The sequence below is a fragment of the Paenibacillus solisilvae genome, from assembly GCF_042656405.1.
Taxonomy (GTDB): Bacteria; Bacillota; Bacilli; order Paenibacillales; family Paenibacillaceae; genus Paenibacillus_Z; species Paenibacillus_Z solisilvae.
In genome coordinates this window covers 1-24,336 of the sequence record NZ_JBHSOW010000028.1, presented here as the reverse complement: position 1 = coordinate 24,336, position 24,336 = coordinate 1, and the positions used below count along the sequence as shown (strand labels likewise).

At 48.1% G+C, this 24,336-nt stretch carries 24 protein-coding genes and 1 riboswitch; of the genes, 20 read left to right on the top strand and 4 right to left on the bottom strand.

The window, feature by feature from the left end:
• Position 1: 1 nt before the first annotated feature.
• From ACFPYJ_RS07305 to ACFPYJ_RS07285, 5 genes are all read left to right on the top strand, one after another.
• On the top strand, positions 2 to 931 hold the full coding sequence (locus ACFPYJ_RS07305; protein ID WP_379187428.1) for a DUF4184 family protein: 930 nt from the start codon (positions 2 to 4) through the stop codon (positions 929 to 931).
• 54 nt (positions 932 to 985) lie between these two features.
• Entirely contained in the window at positions 986 to 1,345 is a 360-nt protein-coding gene (locus tag ACFPYJ_RS07300; protein WP_379187427.1) for a DUF3889 domain-containing protein, read from the top strand.
• 13 nt (positions 1,346 to 1,358) lie between these two features.
• A complete protein-coding gene (locus ACFPYJ_RS07295) occupies positions 1,359 to 1,670 on the top strand; it encodes a heavy metal-binding domain-containing protein (RefSeq protein ID WP_379187426.1) in 312 nt (103 codons plus the stop codon).
• Between the two features lie 81 nt (positions 1,671 to 1,751).
• Positions 1,752 to 2,063, top strand: coding sequence for a rhodanese-like domain-containing protein (locus ACFPYJ_RS07290; protein ID WP_379187425.1), 312 nt, complete (start codon positions 1,752 to 1,754; stop codon positions 2,061 to 2,063).
• Positions 2,064 to 2,149: 86 nt separating this feature from the next.
• Positions 2,150 to 3,142 (top strand): serine hydrolase domain-containing protein, encoded by a 993-nt coding sequence (locus ACFPYJ_RS07285; RefSeq protein ID WP_379187424.1) that lies wholly within the window; start codon positions 2,150 to 2,152, stop codon positions 3,140 to 3,142.
• Here the strand turns inward: ACFPYJ_RS07285 and ACFPYJ_RS07280 are convergent.
• Positions 3,120 to 3,242 carry a glyoxalase superfamily protein gene (locus ACFPYJ_RS07280; protein WP_379187565.1) on the bottom strand — a complete coding sequence of 41 codons (123 nt, stop codon included), beginning with the start codon at positions 3,240 to 3,242 and terminating at the stop codon, positions 3,120 to 3,122. The genes ACFPYJ_RS07285 and ACFPYJ_RS07280 overlap by 23 nt on opposite strands.
• Before the next feature lie 242 nt (positions 3,243 to 3,484).
• Here ACFPYJ_RS07280 and ACFPYJ_RS07275 point away from each other — a divergent pair, with 242 nt between their 5' ends.
• The 5 genes from ACFPYJ_RS07275 to ACFPYJ_RS07255 all read left to right on the top strand — a co-directional run bounded on the left by ACFPYJ_RS07275 (position 3,485) and on the right by ACFPYJ_RS07255 (position 9,266).
• Positions 3,485 to 5,323, top strand: a complete 1,839-nt coding sequence (locus ACFPYJ_RS07275) for an ABC transporter ATP-binding protein (RefSeq protein WP_379187422.1) — start codon at positions 3,485 to 3,487, stop codon at positions 5,321 to 5,323.
• Positions 5,324 to 5,491: 168 nt separating this feature from the next.
• On the top strand, positions 5,492 to 6,202 hold the full coding sequence (locus ACFPYJ_RS07270) for a response regulator transcription factor (protein WP_379187421.1): 711 nt from the start codon (positions 5,492 to 5,494) through the stop codon (positions 6,200 to 6,202).
• Positions 6,192 to 7,286 carry a sensor histidine kinase gene (locus ACFPYJ_RS07265; RefSeq protein WP_379187420.1) on the top strand — a complete coding sequence of 365 codons (1,095 nt, stop codon included), beginning with the start codon at positions 6,192 to 6,194 and terminating at the stop codon, positions 7,284 to 7,286. Before ACFPYJ_RS07270 ends, ACFPYJ_RS07265 begins: the two co-directional genes overlap by 11 nt.
• A gap of 126 nt (positions 7,287 to 7,412) precedes the next feature.
• Entirely contained in the window at positions 7,413 to 8,381 is a 969-nt protein-coding gene (locus ACFPYJ_RS07260; RefSeq protein ID WP_379187419.1) for a D-alanyl-D-alanine carboxypeptidase family protein, read from the top strand.
• A gap of 84 nt (positions 8,382 to 8,465) precedes the next feature.
• Positions 8,466 to 9,266 (top strand): sugar phosphate isomerase/epimerase family protein, encoded by an 801-nt coding sequence (locus ACFPYJ_RS07255; protein ID WP_379187418.1) that lies wholly within the window; start codon positions 8,466 to 8,468, stop codon positions 9,264 to 9,266.
• 137 nt (positions 9,267 to 9,403) lie between these two features.
• On the opposite strand, the gene ACFPYJ_RS07250 is transcribed toward ACFPYJ_RS07255, so the two are convergent.
• Positions 9,404 to 9,559, bottom strand: a complete 156-nt coding sequence (locus tag ACFPYJ_RS07250) for a DUF1540 domain-containing protein (protein WP_379187417.1) — start codon at positions 9,557 to 9,559, stop codon at positions 9,404 to 9,406.
• Positions 9,560 to 9,679: 120 nt separating this feature from the next.
• A riboswitch (Fluoride riboswitch) is annotated at positions 9,680 to 9,743 on the top strand.
• A 175-nt stretch (positions 9,744 to 9,918) separates the two neighbouring features.
• Here ACFPYJ_RS07250 and ACFPYJ_RS07245 point away from each other — a divergent pair.
• Positions 9,919 to 11,157: a voltage-gated chloride channel family protein gene (locus ACFPYJ_RS07245; RefSeq protein ID WP_379187564.1), complete on the top strand. Its 1,239-nt coding sequence runs from the start codon at positions 9,919 to 9,921 to the stop codon at positions 11,155 to 11,157.
• A gap of 156 nt (positions 11,158 to 11,313) precedes the next feature.
• Here ACFPYJ_RS07245 and ACFPYJ_RS07240 read toward each other — a convergent pair whose 3' ends face one another.
• Entirely contained in the window at positions 11,314 to 11,796 is a 483-nt protein-coding gene (locus tag ACFPYJ_RS07240; RefSeq protein ID WP_379187415.1) for a C40 family peptidase, read from the bottom strand.
• A gap of 248 nt (positions 11,797 to 12,044) precedes the next feature.
• Here ACFPYJ_RS07240 and ACFPYJ_RS07235 point away from each other — a divergent pair, with 248 nt between their 5' ends.
• From ACFPYJ_RS07235 to ACFPYJ_RS07200, 8 genes are all read left to right on the top strand, one after another.
• Entirely contained in the window at positions 12,045 to 12,683 is a 639-nt protein-coding gene (locus ACFPYJ_RS07235) for a hypothetical protein (RefSeq protein ID WP_379187414.1), read from the top strand.
• Between the two features lie 19 nt (positions 12,684 to 12,702).
• Positions 12,703 to 12,903, top strand: coding sequence for a cation transporter (locus tag ACFPYJ_RS07230; RefSeq protein ID WP_379187413.1), 201 nt, complete (start codon positions 12,703 to 12,705; stop codon positions 12,901 to 12,903).
• A 139-nt stretch (positions 12,904 to 13,042) separates the two neighbouring features.
• Positions 13,043 to 15,001, top strand: coding sequence for an ATP-dependent DNA helicase (locus ACFPYJ_RS07225; protein ID WP_379187412.1), 1,959 nt, complete (start codon positions 13,043 to 13,045; stop codon positions 14,999 to 15,001).
• Positions 15,002 to 15,114: 113 nt separating this feature from the next.
• On the top strand, positions 15,115 to 15,831 hold the full coding sequence (locus ACFPYJ_RS07220; protein WP_379187411.1) for a DsbA family protein: 717 nt from the start codon (positions 15,115 to 15,117) through the stop codon (positions 15,829 to 15,831).
• A complete protein-coding gene (locus tag ACFPYJ_RS07215) occupies positions 15,828 to 16,316 on the top strand; it encodes a disulfide oxidoreductase (protein WP_379187410.1) in 489 nt (162 codons plus the stop codon). The genes ACFPYJ_RS07220 and ACFPYJ_RS07215 overlap by 4 nt, the downstream gene beginning before the upstream one ends.
• 187 nt (positions 16,317 to 16,503) lie before the next feature.
• Positions 16,504 to 19,392 carry a 2-oxoglutarate dehydrogenase E1 component gene (locus ACFPYJ_RS07210; RefSeq protein ID WP_379187409.1) on the top strand — a complete coding sequence of 963 codons (2,889 nt, stop codon included), beginning with the start codon at positions 16,504 to 16,506 and terminating at the stop codon, positions 19,390 to 19,392.
• 4 nt (positions 19,393 to 19,396) lie between these two features.
• Positions 19,397 to 20,683: a 2-oxoglutarate dehydrogenase complex dihydrolipoyllysine-residue succinyltransferase gene (gene odhB, locus ACFPYJ_RS07205; RefSeq protein ID WP_379187408.1), complete on the top strand. Its 1,287-nt coding sequence runs from the start codon at positions 19,397 to 19,399 to the stop codon at positions 20,681 to 20,683.
• Positions 20,684 to 20,836: 153 nt separating this feature from the next.
• Positions 20,837 to 22,153: a deoxyguanosinetriphosphate triphosphohydrolase family protein gene (locus tag ACFPYJ_RS07200; RefSeq protein WP_379187563.1), complete on the top strand. Its 1,317-nt coding sequence runs from the start codon at positions 20,837 to 20,839 to the stop codon at positions 22,151 to 22,153.
• A 65-nt stretch (positions 22,154 to 22,218) separates the two neighbouring features.
• On the opposite strand, the gene ACFPYJ_RS07195 is transcribed toward ACFPYJ_RS07200, so the two are convergent.
• Positions 22,219 to 22,536: a hypothetical protein gene (locus ACFPYJ_RS07195; protein WP_379187407.1), complete on the bottom strand. Its 318-nt coding sequence runs from the start codon at positions 22,534 to 22,536 to the stop codon at positions 22,219 to 22,221.
• Positions 22,537 to 23,063: 527 nt separating this feature from the next.
• Between ACFPYJ_RS07195 and ACFPYJ_RS07190 the strand changes: the two genes are divergently transcribed.
• A complete protein-coding gene (locus ACFPYJ_RS07190; RefSeq protein WP_379187406.1) occupies positions 23,064 to 23,963 on the top strand; it encodes a hypothetical protein in 900 nt (299 codons plus the stop codon).
• Positions 23,964 to 24,336: the final 373 nt, after the last annotated feature.

Genomic DNA, 24,336 nt, shown 5'->3' with positions numbered 1-24,336 from the left:
GATGCCATTCACTTTCTCGCATCCCCTCTATTCCGTTCCGTTATACCGAGCTGCTCCCAAATGGCTTAGTGTGACTGGACTGCTGCTCGGAAGCATGGCGCCGGATCTTGAGTATTTTGCAGCCATGGAATCGTATCGAACGATAGGCCATTCCTTAACCGGTTTTTTTGTGCTGGGTCTTCCGTTATGTATTGGACTCGCTTTTGCTTTTCATTTTGTTGTGAAGCCGGTGCTGCCGCAATTTATACCTTCAATTTGGGGACTTGACCGATTTGTACAAAGCATGACAAGAGCCAGATGGGAGATTAATTCCCCTAAAGCCTGGGTTGGTTTTCTTATTTCGCTGTTCATTGGCTTCCTGACGCATATGTTTATGGATGGCTGGACACACCGGTCAGGAACATTCGTCAATGAATTTCCCTTATTAAAGGAGGAGTATGGCGGAGAAGGTATTTATCAGTGGATGCAGTACGGTTTCTCGCTGCTCGGATTAATTGTTCCGGCTCTGCTGCTGCTTGCACGTTTCAAAAAGTGGCGCCAAGAGAACCGGATAGAGCAGCGTCCGGAGCAGCGGGCTGTCCCTCATGTTAAAGCTCTGCTCTGGTTATGTGCGGTTGGTATGGGCGTCCTGCTATTCTTGTTTAAATATTATTTTTCCTATGACCGATTATGGCTCGGGATCTTCATCGTAGCGCCGCTGACTGCTGCATTATTCGGGCTGTATCTGTCGTCCCTGTTGTATATGTCAATCCAAAGGGGGCGATTGGTGCTTGGCGCGGCTTTCCTGGTGATGTATTGGTTCCTAATTCTGCTGTATAAAACAGCGGAACGAACGGCAGGTTGGTCCAGTGAAACGGCTATATGGTTAGGTTATTTGCTCTTATTGTCCATTCTTCTGCTGACGGCCAGCCGAATCTGCGGCAAAGATTAAAATTTCATCAGATGGGGTATTCTACCTTCTTAAGTAAGTTATGGAGGTGTCCAGATGATGAAATCTACTTTAAAGCCGGTAGTCACAATGCTGCTCCTAGTTGGTTTGCTGATCGGGTTTATACCGCAGGCCGCGGCCGCGGAGCCCGATTATGCGAAGTGGGGAAGATTGGCTATGAAAGAAACGGTTAAGCGTTACAATGCCAACATTGTCGATTACAAGCATGTGGGCCGGAGCGAAGGTGCGAATGAAATAGCTTCAGAAACCTTCCGACTGCTGCTCGATAAGGGATCGCATAAATTCGAGGTAACCGTTCGGATTTGGTTTGAACGAAAGTCTGAACGTGTTGTGAGGATCCAGTTTACCGAAGACGGCGAGGTCCATGGGCGAGCTAGGCAATATCCATTAATATGAGGAGGAATGATTGATGATCATCACAACGACTCCAACGATTGAAGGACGTCCGATTCAAGAATACCTTGGTGTGGTAACAGGGGAAGCCATCATGGGGGCGAACATTGTACGTGATCTGTTTGCTTCCATTACAGATATTGTCGGCGGACGCTCCGGCGCTTATGAAACCAAGCTGAAGGAAGCAAGAGATGTCGCCTTTGGAGAAATGTCCAATCATGCCGCACGTCTTGGCGCGAATGCGCTGGTGGGCATCGACATCGATTATGAAGTGGTCCGTGAAGGCATGCTGATGGTTGCGGTAAGCGGTACAGCTGTGAAGATCTAATACAACTGGACAGCAGCCAGTTCCCGCAGGTAAAATGAGAGGAAGATTTGTGATCATTTAACCACAAGGAGCTGCTTACATATGTATGGAGAAATTACGGCAAGTGAACTGGAGACCAAGCTGCGCGAAGGCGAGAAGCTGAGTGTGATTGATGTTCGTGAACCGGATGAATGGGAATCAGGTCATATTGGTGAAGCTGTCAGTATTCCGCTGTCTCAATTTGTTGAGCGTGTTGGCGAGCTTCATGATTTCTCAGAACCGATTTATCTGGTTTGCCGCAGCGGCAACCGCAGCGGTAAAGCGTGTGATTATTTGTCAGCTCAGGGGTATGAGGTTGTAAATATGGTTGGCGGCATGCTGAGCTGGCCGGGCAAGGTCGTAACAGGCGAATAATTGCTAAGAAACGTACAAATGAGGGGGATTTCCGTATAAAAGCGGGAGTCCTTTTTGTTTGACCATCTTTGAAAGGCGGGCCAGATATGCAGCATACGATGGACGAGAGGAACCTGCTCTCTTGCGGTTATGAGCCTGATGAGGCAGACGGGCTTGGATTGAATCAATTGCTCCCTAAACTGCTGGCTTGGAAAATAAAGGACGTTATTGTAGTGCACCATGGTACGATTCGGTGGAAATGGCATGTCAAGCAGACCGACCGTGTCGGGGCTATCTATTCGAGTACGAAGAGTTTTTTATCCGCACTCATTGGCATGGCGGTGGAGCAGGGTTATATTAGCAGCTTGGATCAGCCGATAGCCGATTATTTTGAAGAGATTCGCAAGGATTCGGATGAGCGTAAGCGATCCATCCGCATTAAGGATCTGATGTCGATGACGGCGGGGCTGGAATGGCCGGAGTTTGATAAACCGTATTGGCAGATGAAACGAACGAAGGACTGGATTGATTTCATTGTGAAACAGCCGATGGCTCACGTTCCGGGCGAAGTGTTCACCTATAATTCCGGTGCTTCTCACTTGCTTTCGGCGATTTTGACGCGGACCACGGAGCTGTCGGCAAGTGAATACGCTGAACTTCATCTGTTTAAAAGACTTGGGTTCCGAAAGTCCAGATGGAACAGCTCGGGCGGAGTTTCCGAGGGCGGTGCAGGCCTGCATCTTACCGCGCTCGATATGGCTAAATTCGGTCAGCTCTATCTGCAGAAGGGGAGCTGGAATGGGGAACAGCTTATCCCATCCTCCTGGATCGACAGCTCTACATGCGTACACCATAAAGGCTTTCAGCATTATGAGCCGCCGATCTTCGGAGAATATGGATATCACTGGTGGATATCTTCGAAGGAGCATAACGGCGTCGTTTCCTGTTATTTTGCCAAAGGATACGGCGGGCAGTATATCTTTGTGATCCCAGAACGTGATGCGGTCGTCGTAGTCCGCAGGGAGGCGGTTGATAAGAGCAGCGCGATGGCTTCTAAGCAGTTATTGTTTGAGCATATTATTCCGGCAATCTCTGAGTGAAGGTAATTCGGTTGCCGAATGGGTCGGTGACCCGGACATCTAAAGAATTCCAAGGCGTTGTTTCGACACCTGGGCGTGCGTATTTGTATTTCTGTGCGATGAGCTGGCCTTGATAGGCGCGCGCAAAATCGGGATAACCGAATGAAACAATAGATCATTTGACATGAATGAATCGCCCCCAATGCATTTGATAAATTGATCATGACACTTTTTTCAAGGTGAAGTCAATCTGTTCATATTCCGTTCAAAAACCGATTGTATGCTTGGTGTATAGAGATCATGAAATGACATGCATCCATACATCAATCAAGCCCCATCTTTAAGGGTAGAGAGGACATCAAAATGATGGATACGGCTAAATTAAATGAGTCAAACCTTGTTTCGGAGAAAATAGTAAAACAAGCTGCACCAGCTGCAGCTGGAAAAGCGAAGTGGAGACTTTTTCTCTCGCTCATCCGTAACACCAAACCATCGATACCGCTTCTGACTATCGCGGTCATCATGAGTATGGCTTCAACTCTGGTCGGATTGGTTATTCCTTTGTTTACGAAGAATCTGGTGGACGGCTTTTCTTTAAACAATTTGAGCTGGAGCCAGATTGGCGGAATTGGCGGTATATTCATCGTTCAGACCATAGCAAGCGGCCTGTCCATTTATATGCTCAACCGGATCGGCCAGAAGATCGTTGCAGCGCTGCGAGACCGTCTTTGGAGGAAGCTGCTGGTGCTGCCTGTCAGCTACTACGACAACCATCGTACCGGAGAGACGATCAGCAGGATGACGAATGATACGGGTGTCGTGAAGTCACTCATCGCCGAGCATACGACAGGCTTTTTCACAGGAGTGGTTTCCATTATCGGTTCGATCATCGTCCTTTTCTATATGGATTGGAAAATGACGGCTGTTATGCTCGGCGTCATTCCGGTTGCTGCGTTGTTTCTCGTTCCGCTCGGCAGGCAGATGTTCAAGATATCCAAAGGGCTGCAGGAGGAAACCGCTTCTTTCACGACTGTTCTGACGCAGGTTCTCTCGGAAATCCGCCTTGTAAAGTCATCGAATGCAGAAGCTAGAGAATATGGGAGCGGCAATGAACGCATCAAGAGCTTATTCCGTTTCGGCTTAAAGGAAGCCAAGGTACAGGCTATGATTGCACCGCTTATGTTCTTCGTCATTATGATGCTTCTTGTCGTTATTGTCGGTTATGGCGGTATGAGGGTTTCATCCGGAGCGCTGTCTGCCGGCGAACTGGTCGCGTTTATCCTCTATTTGATTCAAATCGTGATGCCGATGAGTCAAATCACGACCTTCTTCACCCAGTTCCAGAAGACAATCGGCGCTACAGAACGGATTATTGAAATTTTGGATTATGAGGAAGAAGATCATGTAACAGGTAAGCCGGTTGATCGGGCCGATCTGCCGATTACGGTTAATCATCTTTCCTTTGGTTATGGTGCCGATGGAGATAAGGTATTGAGCAATCTGAGCTTCAGAGCCGAACCGGACTCGGTAACGGCTATCGTTGGACCGAGCGGAGGCGGCAAAACCACACTGTTCTCTTTGCTGGAGCGTTATTATAAGCCGACTTCGGGGACGATCACCTTCGGCTCAGATTCCATTGATTCGTTTTCCTTGCCTTCATGGCGCAGCTTATTCGGATATGTATCTCAAGAGAGCCCTCTGATTGCCGGGAGCATCCGGGTTAATATGTGTTATGGCTTGGAACGTGAGGTTAGCAGTGAGGAGCTTTTAAAGGCGGCAAAGATGGCTTATGCCGATTTGTTCATCAGTGAACTTCCGGAAGGATATGAAACTGAGGTCGGGGAGCGGGGAGTCAAGCTCTCCGGCGGCCAGCGGCAGCGTATTGCAATTGCCAGGGCGCTCCTGCGGGATCCGAAGATCTTAATGCTAGACGAAGCGACATCGAGCTTGGACAGTAAGTCGGAGGTCGTCGTACAGGAAGCGCTGAAGAATCTGATGGCCGGAAGAACGACACTCGTTATCGCTCATCGTCTGTCGACGGTGGTGGACGCGGACCAGATCCTATTTGTGGAGAAAGGAACGATTACCGGAAGCGGGACGCACTTCGAGCTCTTGGAGTCGCATGAGCTGTACCGGGAATTTGCGACCCAGCAGCTGCGTCTGAATAACGCAGGCGCGAATGAAACGGCATTGTTATCGTAAATCGGCAGGGCTGTGAGCCGAACAGGAACGATCATCTCCCTCTAGGATGGTCGTTTTCGTCTTCTTTACGGCTGGGTGGAGAATTTGTTAAACTTTTTGTTAGTACAAGTCGTCTAACGATGGCGAACGGAGCTTAAGGGAAGTTTAATTTAAAGGTGGGACAGTGAAGTGAACAGACAACTGCTTATCGTCGATGATGATCCAAAGATTGCTCAGCTCATTGAAATATATCTCTTGAACGAGGGCTATTTCATCCATAAAGCCAGTGATGGGCTGCAGGCACTTGAAATTATAGAGAATCAGCCGATTGATCTCGTTATTCTGGATATTATGATGCCTGGCCTAGACGGCTTAAGCGTCTGTCTGCGGATCCGTGAGACCAGGACAACGCCGATTCTTATGATTAGCGCCAAGGATGGCGATATGGATAAAATAACCGGATTGATGACGGGGGCCGATGATTATCTGGTTAAGCCGTTTAACCCGCTGGAGCTGGTTGCCCGGGTGAAATCGCTGTTAAGAAGGACCTATTATCAATCACAAGCGAAGACGCAGATGCAGCAGCAGCCGGCACAAGAGCATATTCTCCACATTCAATCCCTTCAAATTGATAAAATGACGCATTCGGTATCGTTCGAGGCCCGTCCGATCAAGCTGACGCCGCTTGAATTTAATATTTTGTATCTGCTTGCCAGTCAACCCGGACGCGTATTCAGCTCGGAGGATATTTTTGAGCTGGTCTGGAAAGAGAAATATTACGAATCGAACAACTCCGTAACCGTGCATATGAGCAGATTGCGTGAGAAACTGATTAAAGAAATGGATGGCGAGAAGCTCATTCATACCGTATGGGGGGTTGGCTACAAAATTGAAGCTTAGATGGCTGGTCCCTTTATTCTGGAGCGCTCTCGTGTCTGTAGTCGGCTTAGCTGTTCTGGTCACACTCAGCCGAACGTTCTTTTATTCCAAGATTGCTTCGCTCAGCCCCAGGGAGATCTTCAATTGGTTCAATTGGAACATCGGATATCCCGAAATATATGTGATCGCCATTGTAATGATTTTTATCGTGGCAGCCGCTTATTTCTTCCCAAGGGACCGGAAGCTGCGCCATCAGCGTTATTTGGCCCAGATGACAGAGGATGTCGAGCGAATAGCCCGCGGGGATCTTCAGCATAAGGTGCCGATTAGGCAGGTCGAAGGGTTGGAGCAGCTGGCTGTTCACATCAATCAGTTCGTGGAACGGCTGGACATGGCCTTGGTGGAGGAACGGAAAGCCCAACAGACGAAGAATGAATTAATTACGAATGTATCGCATGATTTGCGAACGCCGCTCACATCGATAACGGGCTATCTGGGGCTGATCGAGCAGGATCTGTACCGGGATGAGGTAGAGCTTCGTTATTATGTTTCCCTTGTATATGAGGAATCCGAGCGGATGAGTCAGCTCATTCAAGATTTATTCGAATATACCAGGCTGCGCAATCATGAGATGAAGCTGCGGGAAGGTAAAATCAATCTCGTTGAAATGCTGCATCAGTTGACGGAGCAGTTTCAGCTTCAATTTGAACAAGCGAGCCTCACGCCGAGAATGAAGTTTGAATCTTCGCAGCTGATCGTGTCAGCGGACGGAAACAAGCTGCGGCGGGTATTCGAGAACCTGCTCACCAATGCGATCAAATATGGCCGTGAAGGACTGTACTTAGATATTACCGGTTATAAGGATAAGCATCAGATCGTAATCGATATTATTAACTACGGAGAGGTCATACCGGCATCGGATCTGCCTCATATCTTTGAGCGGTTCTATCGGGTGGAAAAATCCCGCGCCGTTCATTCCGGAGGGTCTGGACTTGGGCTTGCGATAGCCAAGGAGATCGTCGAATTGCATGGCGGCCATTTATCGGCAAGAAGCTCGCTGGAGCAGACAGTGTTTACCGTGACCATAAAAGAATATACGCAATAAATAGGTCCGCCTTATTCCTCTGAGGCGGACTTCCTTCGTTTTCTTAAGGATTTCGTTATCTTTTCGTAATCTTTTCTTACGTGCCATTTAAAGTTTGGCGCTCATAATCGGAGATAACAGTAACGGATGGAAGATCAGAGAGGAGCAAGTCTCTTGTTGAGCATAGCCGGGTTGAGAAAATCATTCATATCCATCATGGTATTATTGGTGTCGTATGCCGCAATTTCAAATTGGAGTACCCTGCAGGAGATCACTTCCGATGGGGTTCAAGCGCTCGCCGCAATTACTACGGAGCATAACGAAGGAATAGCGGTTCAGGATGTACAAGGGGAAGCCGCACTCGTCATGGATGAGAAGACAGGCCGCATTTTGTTCAGCAAAAACATTCACGAGAAGCTGTATCCGGCTAGTACGACGAAGATGCTTACCGCGCTAATCGCACTCGAGAAAGGGAATCCGAATGACCGAGTGACGGTAGGGGATGAGGTGCGCATGCGAACGTCCGACGAGAGCTCGGCCGGCTTATACGAAGGAGAACAGCTCACGCTCAAGGATTTACTTGCAGCGCTTCTGCTTCCATCGGGTAATGATGCGGCCAGAACGATTGCACGTTATGTCATGAGTCAGGAAACGGGGAAGACCCTGCCGGCGGAGCAGGCGATCGATGAGTTTGCCAAGCTCATGAATAAGAGGGCTGGGGCGCTTGGGGCTAAAGAATCCCACTTTGTTAATCCGCATGGGCTGCATGATCCGAATCATTATTCAACTGCCTATGATTTGGCGCTTATTGCCAAGGAAGCGAGGAAGAATAAGCTGTTCCGTACATTGGTGAGTGAGACGGAGTATCAAATTCATGCAGGAAGCGGGGCTCAAACATTGGTGAACCGCAATAAGCTGCTTCAACAGGACAGCGGCTTTTACTATAAAAGGGCTAGCGGAATCAAGACGGGCTTCACCTCGGAAGCAGGCTATTGCGTGGTTGCTTCAGCCAGCTCGAATGCAAAGCAATTGATAGCGGTCGTGCTGCAATCGACGTCAACAGGAGTTTGGAGCGATGCGGAGTCGCTGCTGCAGCTTGGGTTTAATAAGCATTGAGTATTTTGGATTGAAACTTGAACCTCTTTGACCGTATAGTTAAGCAGATCGCTATTTCGAAGTCATAGGAGAGGGGCAATACCGATGAAAGTGAATATTTTCAAAGCTTTATGGGGGGTGGAGGGCACCTACCGCGAGCAGTTTAAGCGTACGAAGGAAGCAGGCTTTCATGGCATAGAGGCTGCACTTCCGTCCCAAGCAGATAAAGCTGAATTTAAAGAGCTTCTCGAGGAATATAATTTCGACTATATCGCCCAGATCTTCACAGGTGGCAACCATGCCGACAGTTTTGCTCAGCAGGTGCAGCAAGCTGCCGCCTTTAAGCCTGTGCTTATCAATTCACACAGCTCTCTGGACAGAGAGACATTCGAGCAGCAGGCAAGCTTCTTCGAGCAGGCGCTCGTCATTGAACGTCAAGCCGGCATTGCGGTTGGTCATGAAACCCATCGCCAGCGCGCCATGTTTACGCCTTGGACGACTGCAAATTTGCTGGAAGCCTTCGATGAACTGAAGATCACGGCGGATTTCAGTCACTGGGTCTGTGTATGTGAATCGCATTTGGCTGATAATCTGGCTGATCTTGAGCTTGCGATCAAGCGTACGATACATATACATGCGCGTGTCGGTTACCCGGAAGGCCCGCAGGTACCGGATCCATCCGCGAAGGAATATGCTTATGAACTGGAGCTGTTCGAGAAATGGTGGAAACAAATTCTGAACCTGCGTCAAGCACAGGGAGCTGCTTACGCCACAGTGACTCCTGAGTTTGGTCCTCCAGGCTATCTGCATACCCTTCCGCATACCAACCAGCCGGTTGCTGACTTGTGGCAGGTGAATGATTTCATCGCGCAGCGGTTCCGTGAGAACTTCCCGAAAAGGGGTTAATCCTTCAATAAGCACACTCATTAGCCAGTCGTAATAATTTTCATTCTCACTGATAATTATTATCATCATTGGTTATACTACATCTAGAGAAGGAGAAGAGCCGCCTTCTCGCAAAGGCGGCTCTTTCTGATTGGGATTTAAATTTTCGGTTCGAAGGTCTTGCAATCTGTTTCTTCAGAGTTATTAGCTTGTTTGCCGCGGTGACTGACAACATAAATCGACGATGCGTTGCAGTGGTTGCCTGCAGCCCAGTACTTGCAGGAATTCACTTCGCATAGAACATCTTTAGCCATGACGGATTCACCTCCTCCATTCTATTTAGGATGGGCGATTTCATAGTGGTTTTATACTCGGTTATTGGAAATCGTGAAAAAATACTTGATTCCACATACAGGCTGCTTTATGATGAGCTTAGTTAATAAGGCGATGGAGTTCGCCAGAACCGCTTGAATCCGGGCTAATGACTCCTACCAGCGCAGCTGCGCTGGTAGGAGTCTGTTTTTATGTACACAGGTTTCTCTATAAGAGATGTGGAAAGAAGGTCAGTTTGATGCAGGTGAAGGTAACAGCAGCCTATAAGGATTCAAGCTCAGGCCTGCGTGGAAGAGTGAAGCAAGTATGGCGGGCTGGCCGTTCTGTGCCGGAGCTGCCGATGAATCTCTTCAAATGGATCTTCTATGGCGTGCTGGTCGGACTCTTATCCGGCAGCGCCTCCGCTTTGTTTTTGGCATTGTTGGATAAAGTAACAAGCACGAGGCTTGAGCTCCCCTGGTTGTTATTTTTACTGCCGGCTGGCGGTGCTCTCATCAGTTATCTTTACTTCAAGCTTGGGAATAATGCGGCTAAGGGCAATAATTTGCTGCTTGAGCAAGTCCAAGGTGGCAATGAGCCGGTACCGCTTCGTATGGCACCGCTTGTTCTGATCGGTACGCTGGCGACTCATTTGTTCGGCGGCTCTGCCGGAAGGGAAGGAACAGCGGTTCAGATGGGCGGCAGCTTGGCGGAGAGGCTTGGGAAATTGCTGCGCGTGAAGCCCCTTGACCGGCGGATCCTGCTGATGTGCGGAATAAGCGGCGGATTTGGCTCGGTTTTTGGAACGCCGGTTGCAGGTGCGGTATTCGGTATCGAAGTGATAACGATCGGAGTCTTACGTTACGAAGCACTTGTTCCATGCTTTACCGCAAGCTTTGTCGGAGATTTGGTTACGAAGGCTTGGGGCATTCACCATATTCATTACGCCATGAGCGGAATTCCTGGCTTAACGCTGCTCGCTTTGCTGAAGGTTATTTTTGCATCGATTCTCTTCGGACTGACCAGCCGGATATTCAGCGAGCTGACCCACTATCTGAAGGATCAATTTCGCAGATTCTTTCCAAATGTCATGGTCAAAAGTATAATCGGCGGGCTATTGGTCATCGCACTGACCTATCTGATTGGCACACGCGATTATTTGGGGCTCGGTATCCCGCTGCTGGTCGAGTCTTTTCATGAACCCGTCCATTCATTTGCTTTTTTATGGAAAATCATACTAACGTCCATCACCCTTGGCGCCGGCTTCCAGGGCGGTGAGGTGACACCGCTTTTCGTCATTGGAGCGACGCTTGGCAATGCTCTTGCAGGTTTACTGCAGGTAAGTGCGCCTTTTCTCGCAGGCTTAGGCTTAATCGGTGTCTTCAGCGGAGCAACCAACACGCCGATTGCATGCTTCATACTCGGTATTGAGCTTTTCGGCTCCGATGCAGTAGTCTATATGTTCATTGCCTGTATTATCAGCTATTTATTCTCGGGTCATTCAGGCATCTATACATCCCAGCAGATTGGTGTCAGCAAGCTTCACTGGCTGCAGGTCGCCGATGGCTCGACGCTTGCCTCCATCCGCAAAAAAAGCTGATCGCCAAAGAGGATCTTTGGAGAAACCATCTTACGGGGGACGGACTAAAGCTTGTCACTATAGAGGATAAAGGAAATTTGACAGCGTTCCCCATGCAAATAAAGCCTTGCAATCCCTGGAATAGGGATTGCAAGGCTTGTCTCATTCAATAAATATCTACAGGACGCGTCTTGCAGTCGTGTAATGCTTGCTCCACCAGCCTGATTTCATATTGGAGATTGTAACTCCCGGTTTACCGTAAGTGTGCATGACCTTACCGTTACCGATATAAACGCCAACGTGATGGATTGGCTTATAGAAGAAAACCAAATCGCCTGGGCGAAGATTGCTGCGCGATACATATCTGCCTACTTTGGACTGGCTCTTAGACGTTCTTGGCAGATTAATGCCATTAAGTCTGTAAATCCGTTGTGTGAACGAAGAGCAGTCAAAGCGGTCGGTTCGATAGGAAGAAACCCCGAATTTATAAGGAACACCCAGATAACGTTTACCCGTGCTTATGATATTACTTGATTTAGATGCAGCAGAGACGGACGCAACATGCGCCATTTTCGGTGGAAGGACGGCGGAGCCGCTTGCTACTAAAGTAAAGCTCAATGTGACGCCTGCGACCAATTTTGCGAATTTGCTATTCAACATGTTGATTCCCCCTAATATGTTTTTTTGTTTGGCGTTGCTTGACTGCCTCAATCACTATATCACAGCAAAAGCTCCCACTATTTACATGGGAACCGGATTCACTTACAACATCAACGGGTTCGGTTGAATAATGAGAATTCGATTAGAAAATATTCATGGATTGCCTCTTGACGTTCAGAAATGCTGGAATATCCACGATTCTTTAGCCATAACATGAACAAATGCAGCCTGTTTGTGGAGGGAATCTAATGATTGTGGCATTCAGTACGGTTGTATTGCTCGTCTTTAGCGGCTATTCCATCCTACGTACCTATAAGAGGCGGCTCTGGTTGAGCTGCATGGCGGGAATGATGATTGCTATGACAATTGGCATGATCGCAAGCATAGCTTTCGGTACCATTGCAGGCGTTGTATATCAGCCGGATTTGACGAGTCCTACTGTTGCGGCTGTGCTGTTCGGGATGGTATGCGGATATCTAAGCGGGAAGCCTGTCAGCGTTATGGCGGCATTAGATGGTATACTCGCCGGGATTATGGGCGGGATGATGGGGGCTATGCTTGGCGTTATGGCAACGAATCATCCGAATGTCATCCTGCTGTTTGTGGATATTGTAATGGTCTTCGTGTTTCTCGTTCTGCAGCAGCTCATTACCGAGGAAGCCGTCCCGCCTCAGCCAGCTTCAACCACTTCGACTGTTTCGGCTGTTTCGACTGCTGAAGCTGACAAACTGCCCGAGCTGCATAAACCCAAATATTCGCTTCTTCATCCCCTTGTGTTTGGAATCGGAATTGCAGCCATTGCTTCGGTGTTTCTCTTTCAGAACAGCGGGGATCGGGCAAACAATCAGAAGGAAACGGATATTCACGAGCATTCATCCGTACGATAAAGCACGAAGGAGCGATGAGATGTCTACAATAACATTGACGGTTAAGGGGATGTCCTGCCAGCACTGCGTCAACAGTGTAGAGGGAGCCTTGAAGAAGAAGGGTGCAGCCGCCAAGGTGAATTTATCCGGGAACAGTGTGACCGTGAATTACGAGGTCAAACAGATCACCCTTGCGCAGATTAAGGAAACCATCGAGGATTTGGGATTTGATGTGGTCTAACCTCAAGAAGGAGATTCAAAACTTCTGAGGTTCAGGTGTGAGTCCTGGACTTCTTTTCCTGCAAGCAGGATCTATGTTACAATGATTATTTAACGTCTATATAGATGAAAAAACGTAAATGAGCTGGAGGCCAGCACTAGTGAGTCCATATCCATTTGAATTTGATCCTAAGCTATCCTTTATTGAACAAGCAAGCGATTGGATAGCCGATGTTTTTTATGAACAGCTGCCTGAAGCAGGGTTTGAGGTCCGAGATGAGCAAATTTACATGGCTTTTCAACTGGAGAGAGCCTACAGCGAGAAACAGACGATTTTTGCCGAAGCGGGCGTTGGGACAGGTAAGACCTTCGTGTACTTGTTATATGCCATTAACTATGCGCGTTATATGAGAATGCCTGCCATTATCGCTTGCGCGGATGAATCGTTGATTGAGCAATTGGTGAAACCGGAAGGTGATATTGCCAAGCTGGCTCGGCATCTGAATTTAACGATTGATGCCAGACTCGGTAAATCGATGGATCAATATCTATGTCTGAACAAGCTCGATGATGCGAAGGGCAGTATCGATGATCCTGAGATCTTTCATCAAATTTACCGCGGACTTCCGGATTTCGTTCATACCCCTGGTACAATGCAAGTGTTCTCCCCTTATGGGAATCGAAAGGATTATCCGGAGCTTACGGATGAACAGTGGGGCAAGGTTGGCTATGATGTCTTCCAGGACTGCCTCGTCTGCACTAGACGGCACCGCTGTGGACAGACCTTATCAAGGGAGCATTACCGCAAAGCGGCCGATATCATTATTTGTTCCCATGATTTCTATATGGAGCATATTTGGACGTATGAAGCGAGGAAACGCGAAGGTCAGCTGCCATTGCTGCCGGAGCACAGCTCGGTTGTTTTTGATGAGGGGCATTTACTTGAAAACGCCGCACAGAAGGCCCTCACTTACAAACTGAAGCATGCTGTCTTTGAATCGATTATCACCAGACTGTTGAATGGTGAAGTAAGGGAATCCTTAGCCGTTGCTATTGATGAAGCGATTGATCAGAGTGAGAATCTCTTCCATATGCTTAATATGACAAGCCGCAAGGTTGCTGCCTCAGACCGTAAAGAAGTCATATTGAGCGCTGAACTGCTGCGTGAGATCAATCGTTTTCAGGATATACTGGGCACAATCGAAGAGGAGCTTGTGTTCGAGAGCGCTCTATTCACGCTTGACGATTACCAGCTGAAGATTGTCGAAGAGCATTTGGAGATGATTCAGCTTGCGCTCAGTTTATTCAAACAGCCGACAGGATTAATTACTTGGGTGCAGGAAGACCTCGAGGGTACGACACTCGTGATTATGCCTAAATTAGTGAAGGAAGTTTTGAGGGAGCGGGTCTTCTCGAAGAAAATGCCGATCGTTTTCTCCTCCGCAACTTTGTCCGTTGACGGTTCATTCGCTTATCTATCTGAAAGCCTTGGTGTAGAGAACAGCTTGTCCTTCTCCATCGCTTCACCTTACGATTATGAGCGTCAGATGAAAGTGTTTGCTCCAATACGGCCCTATTCCTCTCAACAAGAGAAGGAGAAGCTGAAGCAGACTTTAGGGCTGCTCCGGCTGACAGAAGGCAGAGCGCTCATTCTCTTTCCTTCCCGGGAAGAGCTGGAGGTATTCAAGAAGGAGAGCGCACAGCATCCCGATTCGGCCGGTTACCGTTTCCTGTTCGAGGGAACCAGTGAGATCAGCCACCTGATCAGTGAGTTTCAAAATGATGAGCTCAGCGTCCTATGCGCAGTGACGCTCTGGGAGGGGCTTGATATTCCTGGGCCTTCCTTATCGCAGGTTATTATTTGGTCGCTGCCATTCCCTCCCAACGATCCTGTATTTGCTGCCAAACGCAGAGATTCTTCAGATCCTTTTGAAACGGTGGACATGCCTCATATGCTGCTTCGTCTGAAGCAGGGTATAGGTCGTTTAATACGTATGCGTGAGGACAGCGGCACAGTGTCGATCCTTGGTCATGCGATTATTGACGAGCAGGTCAGGGAGAAAGTCAAACAAATTCTGCCGCAAGGTGTAACTATGCAGGAGCTTTCCGTAAATCTCTAAATGTCGGTTTTTCTCCAATTGACTTCTATTATAGGCACCACTACAATTTAAGTATTATCGCCCGAAGTGCTAGATTCGGGAGAGTTATTAAATGTGAAGGATGGAGAATTCTTATGGCACAGGCAACGAAAAAATCCGAGTACAAGAGCTTGCGAAAGATCCAGCAAATACAGCAAGAGAAGCAGCGTAAGCGAATGAAGCAACTGTTTTGGATTACCGGAATTGTTGTGGCAGCATTAATCATCGTCGCAGTTATTTTTGCTCCAAAACCGGGTGTGGTATCTTTTAATTACGATGAGCTCCCAACGCTCGGAAAAACAGACGCGCCAATAAAAATCGTCGAATTTGGCGATTACAAATGTCCGTCCTGCAAAATTTTCAGCCAGGAAATCGAGCCGCAGCTGAAGAAAGACTACATTGATAATGGAACGGTCTCGTTATCATTCATGAATTTCACTATTATTGATCCTGACTCTGTAACCGCTGCACTTGCGGCGCAATCGATCTACCATCAGAACAATGAAGCATTCTGGGGTTTTTATGATTCCATTTACAAGAACCAAGGCCAAGAGCATGTAACATGGGCGACACCGGAGTTCCTTACCAATTTGGCTAAACAAGAGAAATTGGATGTGGATTACGATAAGCTGAATAGCGACATCACGAGCGCCAAATATCAATCCGAAGTGGACAGCCACAATTCGAAGGCAAGACAGCTTAATGTTCAATCTACGCCGACGCTGTTTATCAATGGGGTAATGTTTGAAGATGTCTTCGATTACGAAGCGCTCAAGAAAGCGATCGAACAGGCGCAAAAGGATCTCAAATGATCAAGGATGTTCAGCCCATAGATGATTCTGCTGAAGATTTGGATTTCGTGGAAGAACCTCAGGGATTTATCGCCTTTTGCAGTAAATATGCGTTATATTTAGCCTGGGTGGTTTCTATTGTGGCCGTCAGCGGGAGTCTGTATTTGAGCGATGTTATGGGCTTTGTGCCCTGCAAGCTTTGTTGGTTCCAGCGGATCTTCATGTATCCTATTGTTATCCTGCTTGGCATCGCAAGTTATAAGAACGACCGTAAACAGATTGGTTATGTGCTGCCGCTTTCAATCATCGGAGGACTCATCTCGATCTACCACTATGCAGAGCAAAAAATTCCCGCTTTCGCCAAGATCCTGCCCTGTACGCAAGGAATTCCCTGTAACAAGGATTATTTGGACTGGTTCGGCGGAGTCGTGACGATCCCTTTTATGGCGGGAATTGCATTTATTCTTATCACACTGCTGCTGTTGGTCGGCCGAAAATCAAAATAATTCTAATCATGCCGCAGTCCTTAAGAGGATTGCGGTATTTTGTTATAAGAAATGACACAATAACGGTCTGTAGAGCTTTGTCGAAAGCATGAAGTTTCTGTTATAATGTATGGATGCGTGATTAAAGGGTTAATAAGATAGTAGGCGTTATTTATGTCCCTTATTTTAGATAGCGGAGGTAAAGGCAATGGCAGCAGACAACAACATAAGTCAGTCGCCCTGGGAGCAGTACTATGGACCCAATCTTGGGTACATACAGGAGATGTACGAGAAGTATGTGGAAAACCCGGAAACAGTAGATCCGGTGTATCGCGAAACGTTCGCGCAATGGGGGGCACCACCTTCAACGAAGGCTGCTAACGGCGCTGCCGCAGTACCTCAAGCGAATCCGGTTCAGGTTGACGGAGCTAAATTGATGGATCCGGTTTTTCTAAAAAGAGTGGTGGATGCGGGCAAGCTTGTTCGGAACATCCGCACTTACGGTCATCTAGCCGTTGATAATGATCCGCTTGGCATAGGTACGGCTCCGGATACGAGACTGCTCGAGCCAGAAACTTTTAATTTGACTCAAGATGATCTTGCCGCTATTCCTGCTTCACTGATTTGGGAAGAGGCTCCTGAAACAGTACGCGACGGATGGCAAGCGATCCAGTACTTGAAAGAGGTATATACAAAGTCGTTTGGTATTGAATTCAGTCATATCCATGAGCAGGAAGAACGCATTTGGCTGAAACGTCAAGTGGAGTCCGGCATGGCTGCAAAACCGATGAACGCTAAGGAACGTGCGGCGCTCCTCAATCGATTGATTGATGTCGAGCAGTTCGAAACGTTTCTTCAGCGTGCTTTCGTCGGGCAAAAAAGGTTCTCCATTGAAGGCACGGATATGCTCGTTCCGATACTGGACGAGATTGTACGGGATCTTGCCCATGATGGAGCGCAGCATATTCTGATGGGTATGGCGCATCGGGGCCGTTTGAATGTGTTGGCCCATGTACTGGGTAAACCTTATACGGGGATTTTCTCCGAGTTCCATCATGCACCGAATAAGGATCTGATTCCTTCTGAAGGCTCAACAGGCATTAATATCGGTTGGACCGGTGATGTGAAGTATCATTTGGGTGCACACCGTTCGGTTAAAGAAGGCGAAACGGTTGAAACTCGACTGACACTTGCCAACAACCCAAGTCATCTCGAATATGTGAATCCAATCGTGCAGGGCTTTGCCCGCGCAGCGCAGGATGATCGCACCGCCCCTGGTTACCCGAAGGCGGACTTTGGCAGTGCGGCAGCAGTCATCATGCATGGTGATGCAGCTTTCGCAGGCGAAGGTATCGTTGCTGAAACATTGAATTTCAAGAAGCTTCCAGGTTATGGAAGCGGCGGAACCATCCATATCATCGTGAACAACCGCCTCGGATTTACAACAGAGAGCAGTGACTCACGTTCGACTTATTATGCAAGTGACCTGGCAAAAGGATATGAAATTCCGATTGTCCATGTCAGTGCGGATGATCCTGAAGCTTGTATTGCAGCTGCACGTATGGCATGTGAATACCGCCAACGTTTCCAGAAGGATTTCCTCATTGATATGGTCGGTTACCGACGTCATGGTCATAATGAAACCGATGATCCGGAGACTACACAGCCGCTTGTGTACCAAAAATTGCGTAAACATCCGGTAGTTGGCATCATCTATGCGGAGAAGCTTCAAGAAAAAGGGCTGATCACGAATGAACAGGTCGCCCAAATGAGACAAGCAGGCCTTAACATCCTGCAGAGAGCGCTTGATGAAGTGAAAGAGAATGATAAACAAAACCGCCAAGTCGAAGAGCCGTCACGCCGCCGCCAGAAGAAAGAACTGGTTACAGGCGTACCTCTTGAGAAGCTGAAAGCCATCAATGAGGAGCTGTTGAAATGGCCGGCCGGCTTCAACGTCTATGAGAAGCTTGAGCGTATTCTGATGCGCCGTGCCACCTCGCTTGATGAAGGCAATAAAGTGGATTGGGGACTCGCGGAAACGCTGGCGTTCGCAACCATCCTTGAGAGCGGCAAACCGATCCGGCTTAGCGGTCAAGACTCGGAACGGGCGACCTTTGCCTTCCGGAATCTGGTGCTTCATGATGTGGTGACCGGGGCAACCTATTGTCCGCTTCATCAAATCCCGCAGGCGAACGCTTCCTTTGCGGTATACAACAGCCCGTTGTCCGAAGCAGCTGTTCTTGGCTTCGATTATGGATATAACGTATTTTCACCTGAAACGCTTGTTATTTGGGAAGGTCAATATGGTGATTTCGCGAATGTCGCTCAGGTTATCATTGATCAGTTCATAACAGCCGGACGTGTGAAATGGTCGCAGAAATCCAGCATTGTTATGCTGCTTCCTCACGGATACGAAGGGCAGGGTCCTGAGCATTCAAGCGCACGTCTGGAGCGTTTCCTTCAGCTTGCAGCAGAGGATAACCTTACGATCGCTAACCTGACTACGGCTGCACAGTATTTCCACCTGCTGCGCCGCCAAGCGGCAATCACGAATACCGATGAAGCAAGACCGCTTATCGTGATGTCTCCGAAAAGTCTTATCCGTAACCCTAACGTTGCTTCTGACCCAAAGGAATTTAGCGAAGGTGCGTTCCAGCCGGTCCTCGAACAGCCGGGTCTTGGCGGAAATACCGCTGCGGTTGAACGTCTTGTGTTCTGTACCGGTAAAGTATCCGTAGACCTTGCAGCAGCTATGACTGCAGAAGAAGGAACTAACTTTGATTGGCTTCATGTCGCTCGTATCGAACAGCTGTACCCTTTCCCTAAAGCGAACGTGGAGCAAGTCATCAACCGGTACCCGAACCTGAAAGAAATTTTGTGGGTTCAGGAAGAACCGCAAAACATGGGCGCTTGGAACTATATCGAGCCTCGCATCCGCGCTCGCGCGCCTAAGGGAGCGACGGTTCGTTATGTCGGCCGTCCGAAACGCTCAAGCCCGGCAAGCGGATTCCAGTTTGTCCATAACATGGAACAACAGCGGATTCTTTCCGTAGCACTAAATAAAAGTACATTAAATACAACCACACAGGGGGAATAGAGCCATGAGTGAAGTTAAAGTTCCTGAAATGGGCGAGTCGATCATGGAGGGCACAATTGCCAAATGGCATGTGAAAGAAGGAGACCAAGTCAACCAAGGCGACGTACTCGCAGAGCTCGAAACGGACAAGGTTAACATAGAGATCAGTGCGGAGGAGAGCGGCGTCATTGCTCAGCTCCTTAGCAAAGAAGGCGAAACCGTTCAGGTTGGCGAAACGATTGCTCAAATCGGCAGCGGTGCAGCAGCTGCAAGTGCGCCAGCAGCAGCTCCGACACCAGCACCGGCAGCTGTGGAAGCGGCCCCTGCTGCGGTAGAAACGGCTCCTGCAGCGGCATCCCAACTTCCAGCTGCAGCACAAGCAAGCACACCTGCTGCAGCTGGAAGTGACAGTTCTTCGGCTTACGCGGCATCGCCTGCTGCCCGCAAGCTTGCAAGAGAGCGCGGCATCGATCTTGGACAAGTACAAACGCAGGATCCGATCGGCCGTATCCGCCAGGAAGATATCCAGGCTCATATTCAAAAACCTGCTGCTGCACCGGTTAAAGCCGCACCTGCAGCCCAAGCATCTGCTCCAGCTGCTGATCCAGGCAAACCGCATGAGCGCCGCAAGATGTCACGCCGCCGTGTTACGATTGCGAACCGTCTAGTTGAAGCACAACGGACAGCGGCCATGCTTACAACATTCAATGAAGTGGATATGACAGCGATTCTTGATCTTCGTAATCGCCGTAAAACTGCATTTAAAGAAAAGCATGATATTGGCCTCGGCTTCATGTCCTTCTTTACCCGCGCTGTTATCGGAGCGCTTAAAGCATTTCCGCTGCTCAATGCAGAAATTCAAGGCGACGAAATCGTGGTCAAACAGTACTATGATATCGGAATAGCGGTTTCTGCTAAAGAAGGTCTTGTCGTGCCTGTCGTTCGCGATGCAGACCGTCTTAGCTTCGCTGGCATCGAGAAGCAAATTGCAGAGCTTGCCGGCAAAGCGCGTTCCAATACCCTAGCCTTGTCCGACCTGTCGGGCGGCACGTTCACGATCACGAACGGCGGTGTATTCGGTTCTTTGCTGTCAACGCCAATTCTTAACGCTCCGCAGGTTGGTATTCTGGGTATGCACAAAATCCAGCTGCGTCCGATAGCAATTGACGAAACAACAATGGAAAACCGCCCAATGATGTATATCGCGCTTTCCTATGATCACCGTATCGTCGATGGTTCGGAAGCGGTGCGTTTCCTGGTGACGGTGAAAACATTATTGGAAGACCCAGAAGCTCTGCTGCTTGAAGTATAACTAGCGGAAGACGGTCTCCGAGGAAGTCCAACAAGCTGTTGTCCGCGATCAGGCGGGCAATGGCTTGTTTGGTTTTATTTGCTATTCACGGGTGTTATTCATACAATAAAACTATAGATAAAGTTTAAAGATAAGGAGAGGAAGTGGATGGATATGAAATTGCGCAAAATCCGATTGGATGACTCCGAGAACATCCACTCCAGTGAGGACCGAGATGAGTACGAGAAGGACTATGCCAGACTGATTCAATCTCCGGCCTTCCGAAGACTTCAGGGGAAGTCGCAGGTCTTTGGCGCAGGCTCAGGGGATTACTATCGTACGCGACTGACGCATTCACTTGAGGTATCCCAAATCGCCAGGGAAGTCGCAAGACGCCTTGGGAAGAGCTACCCCTTTCTTCATGCCAAACAGCATCCGGGTTTGATGCTGGATCCGGAAGTTGTTGAAATTGCTGCGCTCGCTCATGATCTGGGACATCCTCCGTTTGGCCATAAGGGGGAAGAAGTGCTTAACCGGCTGCTGCTTGAGGAGCATGGTCTCAGCTATGAAGGGAATGCTCAGAATTTCCGCATCCTGATGTTCCTGGAGAAGCGGGCAGGGAGCGATAGCGGTTTGGATTTGACAGCAGCCGTTCTTCTTGCAATTAATAAATATCCGTTCTGCATCGATGATCCGAGCCGTTTAAAAGGAGTATACCGGGAAGAGTGGCAGGGCATCGATCATCTTCGTCAATTGTGGGGAATGCCGGAAGGCTGTGCGACATTGGAAGCGCAGCTGATGGATCTGTGCGATGATATTGCCTATTCCACGCATGACATAGAAGATGGCATACGTGCAGGAAAAATTCAGATGAACACCAGCTTGTTCGAGGATGATTGGCTGGTTTCCCATGTCGTACAGGAGATTATCGACGATCCCGGTAACGAGGTGATGAGCTGGGATGAGGTCGATATGAGAGCGATGGTGAAGCAGGTGCTTCATCAGTATTTGATCCAATGGGAAATCATTTTTAACGAATGCGGCCGTGAGCCTTCTCGTACGAGGCGTGAGATGAAGGCGCGGTGGGTGAGCAGATTTGTCAGCGGCGTCGGCATTATTGACGACCCGGCAACAGGCTGGAAGCGGGTTACCTTTGTTAAAGATGGACAGCAAAACTTGGATTTGCTGCGAACGATGGAAATTTTGAAGAAGCTGGCGTGGGTTACTTTGATCAAGGACTTCCGTGTGCAGCGGCTGCATAAACGAAGTGAAGTCATGATAAAGCGGCTTTGGGACAGCTTTAAAGAAGAGGAAACCGGCCGGCTCATCATTCCGCCTGACTGGATCGAAAGCTTCGAGAAGCAAAGGGGCAAATGGCAGTGGGAGCGAATGGTTGCCGATTATATAGCCGGAATGACGGATGCTTACGCGGAAAAAGTGTACGCGGAATTTTTTGCAAGCCGGTCCGGTTCGATCTATGAGCGGGACTAGCATGGATAAGACGAATGAATAAAAGACGACCGATTGCTGCTGTCAATCGGTCGTCTTTTATCTATTCAGGCATTAACTTCTATCGTTCCATCGTGCTTCCAAGTCGTGGATTGACCGGATTTCGGACAGCTAGGAAAGGTTTCGCCTTCAAACAGCTCGACATGCTCCCCGTCTTTGTCCACATATGCGCCGAATTCAGTGACTTTATCACCTGATTGATGTTCATGGTCAACATGGCGCCACGCTGTCTCCTGCTTGGATTTCGGGCATACCGGGAAGCTTTCGCCCTTATCCAAATGTTTTGTAATTCCCGCGGAGCAAACATAGCTTCCAGTCTCCTGGACTGTATCATGGGTTTGATGCAAATCTGAAGCGGTTTTCATCGTTATCATCCTTTCTTTGATTCATCGAAAGAACCTGCATTTGTTATTCCAATTATAGGTTTTTAGTTCCAGTTTCATTACCCTCCTGTCTGGTAGTTTAACCAGCGGCATGTGTGGTTATTGTACAAGTTAAAGTTTCAAATAATTTGGGAAAAGGAGGAATTATTAACGGGAGTATGAGAAAAATAAACATGTCATGAGAAAATACTAATCGCTCTGGCGCCCTTTTTTCCTGTAACATATGCGAAAGATTATAGTACTTAAGTCATTACTTTAGATGTAGGTTTTTGTTCAAAAATAAGGTAAATCACTTTATCTTCAAAATACGTAAAAACCAAGCTTAAGCTTTGGAAGCCGTTTTTGACTAAAGAAAATTAACTATTTTTAATTTTTATTCATTTACGCAAAAACACGAAGCTTAAGTTTTCGAAGTTGTTTTTTGCTGAAAGAAAGTTAATATTTTCATTTTCAAAAATGATGCAAAAACGATGCCTAAATTACACAAAAACGATTAGGAGGCTATAAAAATGGAAACTGAAACAAAACGATGTTTATTTTGCGATCAAATTGTGGCTGTTAAACAAAAGGGTATGGATGACTGGTATATTAGCTGTAACTGTTCACCAGGAGGTACATATGCACTGGACCGGGCGAGCTACGATTCTTATTATGCGTTGTCTTATTCGGAGAAACGTCAGTTGTTTCCGGTTATCTCGGCTTATATTAGAGAAATGACGGATTGCGATGAACAGGTACGTTTGTCCTATAAGGATATTCAGATGTTCGAGAGCTCACCGATTATTCCGACGACAATTGAAGAGAAAGGAATAAAGCTGCTGCGTTACCTGCATCGTCACTGCAGCAAGCCTGGAGAGGCGGTCGTTATTCATCAGCTGTCCTCAAGCTACAACTTAACTTATTCCATGAATCTGCAGGAGCTTGTCTACATTATTGAGAAGCTTAAGGGAGAAGAATATATCGAGCGGGTCGGGGGAAAATTCTGGCTTACCGATAAAGGATGGCAGGAAGCGGTTCTTTGCGCCGGAGGGCAGCGCCTTAAGCCATGTCTCTTGCTGGTTTCAGGAACAAGTGAACAGCGTGTGGAATGGCCGGAGGAGCTGTTTCCAAAGCTGGAGCAGTGCGGATATCTGCCGCGTATGATGGAAATCACCGATTCCGGAGCATTAAACGCACAAACGATGCAGCTGATATCAGAGAGTAAGCTTCTCATAGCAGATGTTTCGGGTCAGGCATCTTTAGCTTGTTTCGCCGCCGGTTATGCACTCGGTGTCGATGTTCCAGTATTATGGGTAGTCCATTCGGCAGATGCGAATAAAATGAAAATGCCTTTTGACCGTATTCGGCCGCTCATCTGGGATAGCGAAGAGAGCCTCGGACAAATGCTGGAACAGCAGCTGGCAAATTAATGTTCGCTGGCGATCAGCACAGCAGCAGGTGAAAGAATAGAGCCTGCTCATTGGAGCAGCAGGTGGCGAATACATGGTGCAGCTGGCAAATTAATGTTCGCAGTCTATAAGAACATCAGCGGGTAAATTAAAGCTGTCAACTCATAAAGTTAAGTTGGTGAATTACTCCGGAGCTTCAAGCCTCCTTTGAGTAGCAGCTCATTTAAAATTTCAGGCCTCTCTATACTGGAAAATTATCGTTATTTGCTCCTCATTTCATTCAAATCAGGGCCTATACTGGATATATCCACTTAAAAAAGTCCAAACTCCACGGCCCCCTAATTAAACTGGAGTCGTAGCCCCCATTTTATTAGACTAGTAGTAGGGGGAGGTG